Below are 7895 nucleotides of genomic sequence, written 5' to 3' on the forward strand. Positions count from 1 at the left end.
GTCCCAATTGGTGTCGGCCTCGAAATATTTCGGATCGCCCAGGATCGGGCAGCCGATGTAGGCGGCATGAACGCGAAGCTGGTGGGTGCGGCCGGTATAAGGCTCCATCTCCAGCCAGGTCATCGTCTGCGCCGCCTGCTCGATGATCCGGTAATAAGAGACGGCGTGGTCGGCGCCCTTTTCGCCATGCGCGGCGACCCGCACGCGGTCACCGTCCGGCGTCGGCTCCTTGATCAGCCAGGTCGAGATCTTGTCCTCGCGCTTGGGCGGCACGCCCTTGACCAGCGCCCAATAGGTCTTCTTGGTCTCGCGGGCGCGAAATGCTTCCGAGAGCTTCATGGCGGCCAGTCGGGTGCGGGCGACGACCAGCACGCCCGAAGTGTCGCGGTCAAGCCTGTGAACCAGTCTGGGCTTCTCGCCCTTCTGGTTGCGCCAGGCCTCCAGCATGTCGTCGACATTGCGGGTGACGCCCGAGCCGCCCTGCACCGCAAGGCCCGCCGGCTTGTTGAAGACGAAAACCTTAGGGTCTTCATGGATCAGCATTTTCGACAGGACATCGGCATCGCCCTGGTTGCGGATCGAGTGGCCGGTCAGCGCACTCTCGCCCTTCTTGTCAACCTCGAGCGGTGGGACGCGAACCATCTGGCCGGGCTCGACACGGGTGTCGGCCTTGACCCGGCCGCCGTCGACACGGATCTGGCCGGAGCGCAGAAGCTTCTGCAAATGGCCGAAACCAAGGCCCGGGAAATGGGTCTTGAACCAGCGGTCGAGCCGCATGCCCGCCTCGCCGGCTTCCACCGTGATCTGTTCAACGCCTGCCATGTTTTTTGTCGCTTATCCGTTTCCCGAGCCAAGCTCGGCCTGTTCTTGGCGCGGCAATAGCACTAAGGCAGGCTTCTTGCGAGCCAAAGTCCCAGAAACAGGGCGATAATGGCGCCAATGACGCTGGCAAGGGCATAACCCAGCGCAGGCAGCGTGGCTCCCCGCTCCCACAGCGTCGCGAAATCGAGCGAAAAGGCTGAGAAGGTGGTGAAGCCGCCAAGAATGCCGGTGGCAACGAACAGCCTGACCTCGTTCGATCCGCCACGGCGCATCATGGAGGCGATGAACAGCCCCATGGCGAAGGAGCCGATGACGTTGATGGCCATCGTGCCCCAGGGATAGTTGGGGCCGACAAAACGCAGCGCGCCGATGTTGGTAAGGTGACGAATCCCGGCACCGATGCCGCCACCGAGGAAGACGAGAAACAGATTGAACATGACCGTTTACTGCCCCCGCAGGGCTGCCCGGTCAATCCCTCGTTGTGGGCGCAACCGCACGGACCAGCCGAGCTCGTCACCACTCAGGCGTTGCCCATCCCGGATATTTTTTCCTGAACTCGTTATAGAGGTCATCGATCTCCGTTTTGCCGATAGGGCGCGCCTGTTCGTAGAGGTAGCCCTTGACGTCGCCGGACAGCTGGTACGCCGCGATGCGCCTGTATGCTGCGCCGATGCCTTTGCCCTCGACAATGTATTGGTCCGGTATCGAGACACAGAGCTGCGCACCCGGCTGCAGATGGGTAACGGGCGGATCGGTCACGACAACGTATTTGGACTTCAACGCCGCCGGTCTGAATCGATCGCGACTATCGACCTGACAAGCCCACTCGATGCGAGGGTAAAGGTCCTTGTCCATTTCATAGAGCAATGAGTCGCTCATGATCCCGCTGGACGCAAATACCGACAACCGGTCCCCAGGTCCCATCTTTCCAAGAAGGTCATCGATAAGACGCCTGTATTCTGGAAGATTGTCGAGTTGCAGCGGGAGCGTGGCTTCCCTGGCAAAGACGTAGCTGATCGGTGACAGCACCTGGCGGCCAATTGGGAAAAAAGTACCGAAAAACGCCAGCACGGCGGCAACGGCTATCGCGGCGTTCGACCATCGCGATCTCAGCGCCGGCATCGAAACGATCGCAACGATTGCCTGGGCGTAGGCAGGAAAAAGCCAAAGAAACATTGGCACCGAATGGTGGCGATCCGGGTCCTGCATGCGGGAGAAGAGGAAGAAGGCAAGTACCGAAGCAACGGCACAGAACAGGGAAAATCTGTTTTGGCGTATGATGGAGATGTAAGCGCCAAATACGATCAACAGCCAGTTCACATAGCTGAGCCGCGATCCTGCCTGGTCAACCTGTGAAACGAAGCTTGTCTTGTATCCGCTGTAAAGGTCGCCATAGCTGGTTCCCAGTATCTTGAGGACCAGGGGTTGCTGGAAGGTCAGCGCGGCTCCGACAACCACGAGGATCACACACAGGCCCCCGACGGCGGCATTGCGGAGTGCCGGGACGTCGCGGTCTTTCGCGACCTGCAGAAAACAGAAGAAGGCCGCGGAAGTTCCGACCCCGATGACGGGATAAGCATACCAGCGGCGCAGCACGAATGCCAACCACAGGCATACGCCGACACGCATGCCGCTGATCACCGGTTCACGGGTCAGGAACCTCGATTTCCAGAGAAAATAGGTTGCCGCGCAAAGCGCGAGACAGCCGGCAATGTCCGGCAACCCACGAAGCGTCGCCGCCCAGAAGGGCGTGTAGAGAAAGGCCGCAATCCATACGGTGAGCCAGCTTCGGCATGAAGGCGTCCCGGTCGCCGCCTCCAGATAGCTTGTTCTGCCGATGAGAAGAGCGGTCGGAACCAGGTAAACAGCGACTATTCCGGCGATGTAGGAAAACCTCGAATCGCCAAAAATGATGTAAAACGGCATCAGCGGCACCAGGATCGCCGCACTGTAGTCGTCGGTGGCGATCGAGGTCCTCAAATGGCTGAGCCACTCGAGAGGGCTCTGAACCAAGAGCGTGCCCTGCCGGCTAAACGTGTCGAAATAGGCAGCGAAGTCCCAGTAATAGACAGGCTGTTCAAGCTCTACATAGATGAGAGCAAGAGCAATTCCCACAAGAGCGGTGCACACATATGTCGTTGCCCAAAATCCGAGAGATTTGTTCTTCGTCACTTGCGGCCGCCAGAAGGAGAAGAGGCAGAACTATCAAAGCCAGCCCGGACTACCGTTTATGCAGCCAGGATCCGTTCCGGCGCATGAGCGGCCGACAAGGATTGGCCAAGTCTCACATGCAGAGCACCCAAACGCTGCCGGCAGGGCCGGCAGCGCCGATTTTCCAAAGCTCAGGTCGTCCCGGCATTCTTCGGCTTGGTCGAACCGATCATTTTCCAGTTCTTGTAGAACATGGAATTGATGCGCTCGACGCTCACCGAGACGATGGCCAGCATACCCGCGATGAGGCGGGGAACCGGCGATGGCCTGATAATGTCCATGAACACGCAGTAGCGGCGGCCGTCATACTCGTTGACCGAGCGATGCAGCAGCGTGTCGTCGAAGATGAACAGCGGATTGTCGTACCAGTAATTCTTGACGTTGCCGCACTCGACGAAAATCTCCGACTTCACCGGGATCAGATTGTAGAGGATGCGCAAGCTGAGCCGCAGCGGGCCGAAATGCCAGGACGTCGATTCGCGCTTGCTGAAGACGGAAACGGCGATGGTCTTGATGTATTTGAAATCCTTGTTGAACTCGGCGACGTTGTCGATCCTGTGCTTGCCGTACCACTGGTAGACATACATGCCGCGCCGGCCGGCGCCGAAATTGGCATCGATATCGGCGATGATCTCATCCTTGCGCGCCTTGAAGATGTCCAGGACCTCGTTGACCTCGCGCTGATAGTCGGCGGGAAACTGCTCCAGCTTCCACACGCCAGGATTTCTGTAGCACAAGAGGTCGACCAGCAGGTTGAACGGCGAAAGCAGCCAGGTGAACAGGCCGTTGCCGAGAAAATAGCCTGAGAACAGCGACAGATCCTTGCGGTCGTTGCGCAGCACGTCGATCAGGCCGCAGACGATGAAGATCGTCGTCAGGATGGGGATGAAATAGAAGCCAAGGGCGAGAAGCGGGATGGCAATGGCGAATTTGCGAAGGGATTTGCGAAGATTTTTTGTCATTTTTCCACGCGCCAAGCGCGATCCTGTTGCGAATGAGGTGCCCAAATCAAGGCAATGGCCACCGCCCGGTCGTGCGCCTTGATAAGGTTTTTTGGGTTACCACACAACGGCCCTGCTACCGCGGCCGGCTGGCTGCCTGCTGGATCTGGTCAATAGCCTCACGCAACCCGGCTATTCCCGCTCTTTGCGCAGCTTTGCCCAATAATCGAGCCGCTTCCTGATATCGCGCTCGAAGCCGCGCTCGGGCGGATCATAGAAGGTCTGGCGACCCATCTTCTCCGGAAAATAATCCTGCCCCGAAAAGGCATCCGGCTCGTCATGGTCGTAGCGGTAGCCCGCGCCGTAATCCTCCTCTTTCATCAGCTTGGTCGGCGCGTTGAGGATGTGCTTGGGCGGCAGCAGCGAGCCGTGTTCCTTGGCGGCCCGCGTGGCGGCCTTGAAAGCGTTGTAGACGGCGTTGGATTTGGGCGCGGTGGCGAGATAGACGGTGGCCTCGGCAAAGGCGAGTTCGCCCTCGGGCGAGCCGAGATAGTCGTAGGCATCCTTGGCGGCATTGGCGACGACAAGCGCCTGCGGGTCGGCAAGGCCGATGTCTTCCATGGCCATGCGCACCAGCCGGCGGCCTAGATAGAGCGGATCCTCGCCGGCATCGAACATGCGTGCGAGATAGTAGAGAGCCGCGTCAGGATCTGAACCGCGTACCGATTTGTGCAGCGCCGAGATCAGATTGTAATGGCCGTCCTGGCCCTTGTCGTAGATTGGCGCGCGGCGCTGGACGATGCGCTGCAGACCCTCGGAATCGAAGACCTCGCCGGGCTTGGCTGCTCGCCAGACTTCCTCTGCCAGGGTAAGAGAGGCGCGGCCGTCGCCATCGCTCATGCGGATGAGCATGGCCCGCGCCTCGTCGTCGAGCGGCAGCGCCCTGCCCTCGGTCTCCTCCGCCCGCGCCATCAGCTTGGAGATGCTCTCCTCGCCAAGCGAATGGAAGACCAGAACGCGCGCGCGTGACAACAAAGCGGCATTCAGTTCGAAGGACGGGTTTTCGGTCGTGGCGCCAACCAGCACGACTGTCCCGTCCTCCATGACCGGGAGGAAACTGTCCTGCTGCGCGCGGTTGAAGCGATGGATCTCGTCGACGAACAGCAAGGTCTGGCGGCCATTGGCACGGCGCAATTTGGCTGATTCGAACACCTTTTTCAGGTCGGCGACGCCGGAAAAGACAGCCGATATCTGCTCGAAGGCGAGACTCGTTTCACCGGCGAGCAACCGCGCCACGGTGGTCTTGCCGGTGCCGGGCGGCCCCCAGAAAATCATCGAGCCGAGCGAGCCGGAACCGATCAACCGGGTCAGCGCGCCGTCAGGCCCCGTCAGATGCTCCTGGCCGACGACCTCGCCAAGGTTCCTCGGCCGCAGCCTGTCGGCCAGCGGCCGCCCAGGCGGCGTCTTTTCCGGTTCATCGACGCTGAACAGATCGGCCATGCACTTCTTTTTCGTTGGAGCATGAGCCCGAATGCACGGAACCCAGCCCTAATAACGCAACACCTGACGCAGTATCTGCCCGCCGCGCTCGACCGTAAAGCGCCACCAGCGCGTATCCGTCTTGGCCGCCAGCTCCAGGGTCGCTGCGGTATCGATGGTGGTGCCGTTCACCTCGCGCACGATGTCGCCCGGCTGGAAGCCGAAATCGGCGGCCGGTGAATCGCGGTTGATGTCGACCACGGTGACGCCCTTGATGTCCGTGCGCAGGCCAAGCCGCTGCGCGAGCCGGGGCGACAGCTCCGCGACCTTGGCGCCCGAGAACGGGCTGCGGCCATGCAGCGTCACCTCGGCAGCCTTCATGCCTTCCGGAGCACGCTCCAGCGCGATATCCATCGCCGCCTGCTGGCCCTTGGTCAGAACCGCGAAATTGGCGGTGGTGCCGATCGACAGCGTCGCCATCCGGTAGTCCAGCGCTTCGATGCTCTCGACCGGCTTGCCGTTGAGCTGCAGCACCACGTCGCCGGGCTTGAGCCCTGCCTTGGCGACCGGACCGGTCGCCTCGACCGACGAGACCAGCGCACCGGTCGGCTTCTCCATGCCGAGCGATTCTGCGATCTGCGGCGTCACCGCTTCGAACTCGGCGCCGATATAGGGCCGTTCGAAGAAGTCGAGCCCGGCCTTGGCCGCGTCGGCAAAGGCGCGAACCATGTTCGAGGGAATGGCGAAGCCGATGCCGATCGAACCACCGCTGCGGCTGTAGATGGCCGTGTTGATGCCGACCAGCTGGCCGCCCATGTTGATCAGCGCGCCGCCGGAATTGCCGGGATTGATAGCGGCGTCGGTCTGGATGAAGAAGCTGGAATCGGAGACGCCGATATGGCTGCGGGCCAGTGCCGAGACGATGCCGCTGGTGGTGGTCTGGCCGACGCCGAAAGGGTTGCCGATGGCCAGCAGCAGGTCGCCGACCTCGAGCGCGTCGGAATCGCCGATGGCAATGACCGGAAACGGCTTGTCCGAGGTGATCTTGAGCACGGCAAGGTCGAGAGTCTCGTCCTTGAGCAGCACCTTGCTGTCGAACTCACGCCCATCAGCGGTCGCCACCTTGACCCGGTCGGCATCCTTGATGACGTGGTAATTGGTGACCACGACGCCGGTCGGATCGACCAGCACGCCGGAACCCAGTGAAGACTGCGCACGCGGCTGCGAGCGGCCGAAGAATTCCTCGAAGAACGGATCACCGTCGAAAGGCGATGTCACCTTGGCGGTCTGCGAGGCATAGACGTTGACCACCGCCGGCGCCGTCTGCTTGACCAGCGGCGCAAACGACAGCTGCACCTCCTCGCGGCCGAACGGCACGCGCTTGTCGGGACCGGACGTCGCGTTCTCGCCCTCGACGCCATGCAGCAGGTCGGTCAGCACATCGGACAGGCCGGGATCGGTCTTGGTCTCCTCGGCCAATGCCTGCCTGACCACCGGTGCGGCCGCAAACGCCATGATGGCGAAAAGCAGAACAAAGGGCAGTCTTCTGGCGCGCATTCGCGAATCCTCCAAGGCAAGTTCGGGGGCATTGTCCCGACGATTGTGCAAAATGAAAGGCTAAGCCGCTGAAATCCGACTATTTTGGGCCAAAACCCCAGGGGCATGCCCGGAAATCGGATTCCGGCGCGGTTTGCTGCTTTCAGAAAACAAAAAGGGGCCCGCAGGCCCCTTTGAACTCATTTGGGAAAACCGAGCCTTATGCGGCTGCGGCGTCCGCATCAGCGCTTTCGGCCTCGATGCGAGCGCGGTCGCCGGCGCCCTTGGCCGAGACGTCGCGATCGACGAACTCGATGACAGCCATGGCGGCGTTGTCACCGTGACGGAAGCCCGCCTTCATGATGCGCAGATAGCCGCCATTGCGGTTGGCGTAGCGCGGCGCGATGGTGTCGAACAGACGCTTGACGACGCCTTCATTGCCGATCTGGGCAATGACCTGGCGGCGGGCGTGCAGGTCGCCACGCTTGCCGAGCGTCACCAGCTTCTCGACGATCGGACGCAGGTCCTTCGCCTTCGGCAAGGTTGTGACGATCTGCTCGTGCTCGAGCAGCGACACGGCGAGGTTGGCGAACATCGACTTGCGATGGCTAATGCTTCGGGCGAAGCGGCGGCCTTTGAAACCGTGGCGCATGGCTCTTTTCCTTCTTCAGTTGTTCAAGAGGCCGCGGCCTCTGATGGTTTTCCGCATGACCGTCGGATCGAGCGGCCCACGCCGCCGATCCTTGGAATTCATGCTCAATATTGGTCTTCGTAACGCTTAGCGAGGTCTTCGATGTTTTCCGGCGGCCAGTCCGGCACTTCCATGCCGAGGTGCAGGCCCATCGCCGCCAGAACTTCCTTGATCTCGTTCAGCGACTTGCGGCCGAAGTTCGGGGTGCGCAGCAT

The 7895-nt window shown here is 61.2% G+C and carries 8 protein-coding genes; all 8 read right to left on the reverse strand.

The window, feature by feature from the left end:
* Positions 1–822: RluA family pseudouridine synthase (locus EN969_RS08375; protein WP_164758181.1), on the reverse strand; the 822-nt coding region annotated here is incomplete at its 3' end.
* Positions 823–884: 62 nt separating this feature from the next.
* Entirely contained in the window at positions 885–1259 is a 375-nt protein-coding gene (gene crcB / locus EN969_RS08380; RefSeq protein WP_063168066.1) for a fluoride efflux transporter CrcB, read from the reverse strand.
* A 76-nt stretch (positions 1260–1335) separates the two neighbouring features.
* Complete coding sequence (locus tag EN969_RS08385) at positions 1336–2994, reverse strand: hypothetical protein (RefSeq protein ID WP_127419067.1); 1659 nt, start codon at positions 2992–2994, stop codon at positions 1336–1338.
* Between the two features lie 170 nt (positions 2995–3164).
* Positions 3165–3995 (reverse strand): aspartyl/asparaginyl beta-hydroxylase domain-containing protein, encoded by an 831-nt coding sequence (locus tag EN969_RS08390; RefSeq protein ID WP_063168068.1) that lies wholly within the window; start codon positions 3993–3995, stop codon positions 3165–3167.
* A gap of 171 nt (positions 3996–4166) precedes the next feature.
* Positions 4167–5474, reverse strand: coding sequence for a replication-associated recombination protein A (locus EN969_RS08395; RefSeq protein WP_063168069.1), 1308 nt, complete (start codon positions 5472–5474; stop codon positions 4167–4169).
* 48 nt (positions 5475–5522) lie between these two features.
* Positions 5523–7010, reverse strand: a complete 1488-nt coding sequence (locus tag EN969_RS08400) for a DegQ family serine endoprotease (protein WP_127419068.1) — start codon at positions 7008–7010, stop codon at positions 5523–5525.
* Positions 7011–7209: 199 nt separating this feature from the next.
* The gene (gene rplQ, locus EN969_RS08405) at positions 7210–7641 is read right to left on the reverse strand and encodes a 50S ribosomal protein L17 (protein WP_013531439.1); all 432 of its coding nucleotides are present in this window, start codon (positions 7639–7641) and stop codon (positions 7210–7212) included.
* 104 nt (positions 7642–7745) lie between these two features.
* Positions 7746–7895 (reverse strand): DNA-directed RNA polymerase subunit alpha C-terminal domain-containing protein (locus tag EN969_RS08410; protein WP_281059999.1); only part of this gene is annotated, 150 nt, incomplete at its 5' end.

It is taken from the genome of Mesorhizobium sp. M7A.F.Ca.CA.003.01.2.1, assembly GCF_003998945.1.
Taxonomy (GTDB): Bacteria; Pseudomonadota; Alphaproteobacteria; order Rhizobiales; family Rhizobiaceae; genus Mesorhizobium; species Mesorhizobium ciceri.

Coding starts and splice junctions, on each gene's coding strand:
- crcB (WP_063168066.1), bottom strand. CDS start 1,259: ATGTTCAATCTGTTTCTCGTCTTCCTCGGTGGCGGCATCGGTGCCGGG.
- EN969_RS08390 (WP_063168068.1), bottom strand. CDS start 3,995: ATGACAAAAAATCTTCGCAAATCCCTTCGCAAATTCGCCATTGCCATC.
- EN969_RS08395 (WP_063168069.1), bottom strand. CDS start 5,474: ATGGCCGATCTGTTCAGCGTCGATGAACCGGAAAAGACGCCGCCTGGG.
- EN969_RS08400 (WP_127419068.1), bottom strand. CDS start 7,010: ATGCGCGCCAGAAGACTGCCCTTTGTTCTGCTTTTCGCCATCATGGCG.
- rplQ (WP_013531439.1), bottom strand. CDS start 7,641: ATGCGCCACGGTTTCAAAGGCCGCCGCTTCGCCCGAAGCATTAGCCAT.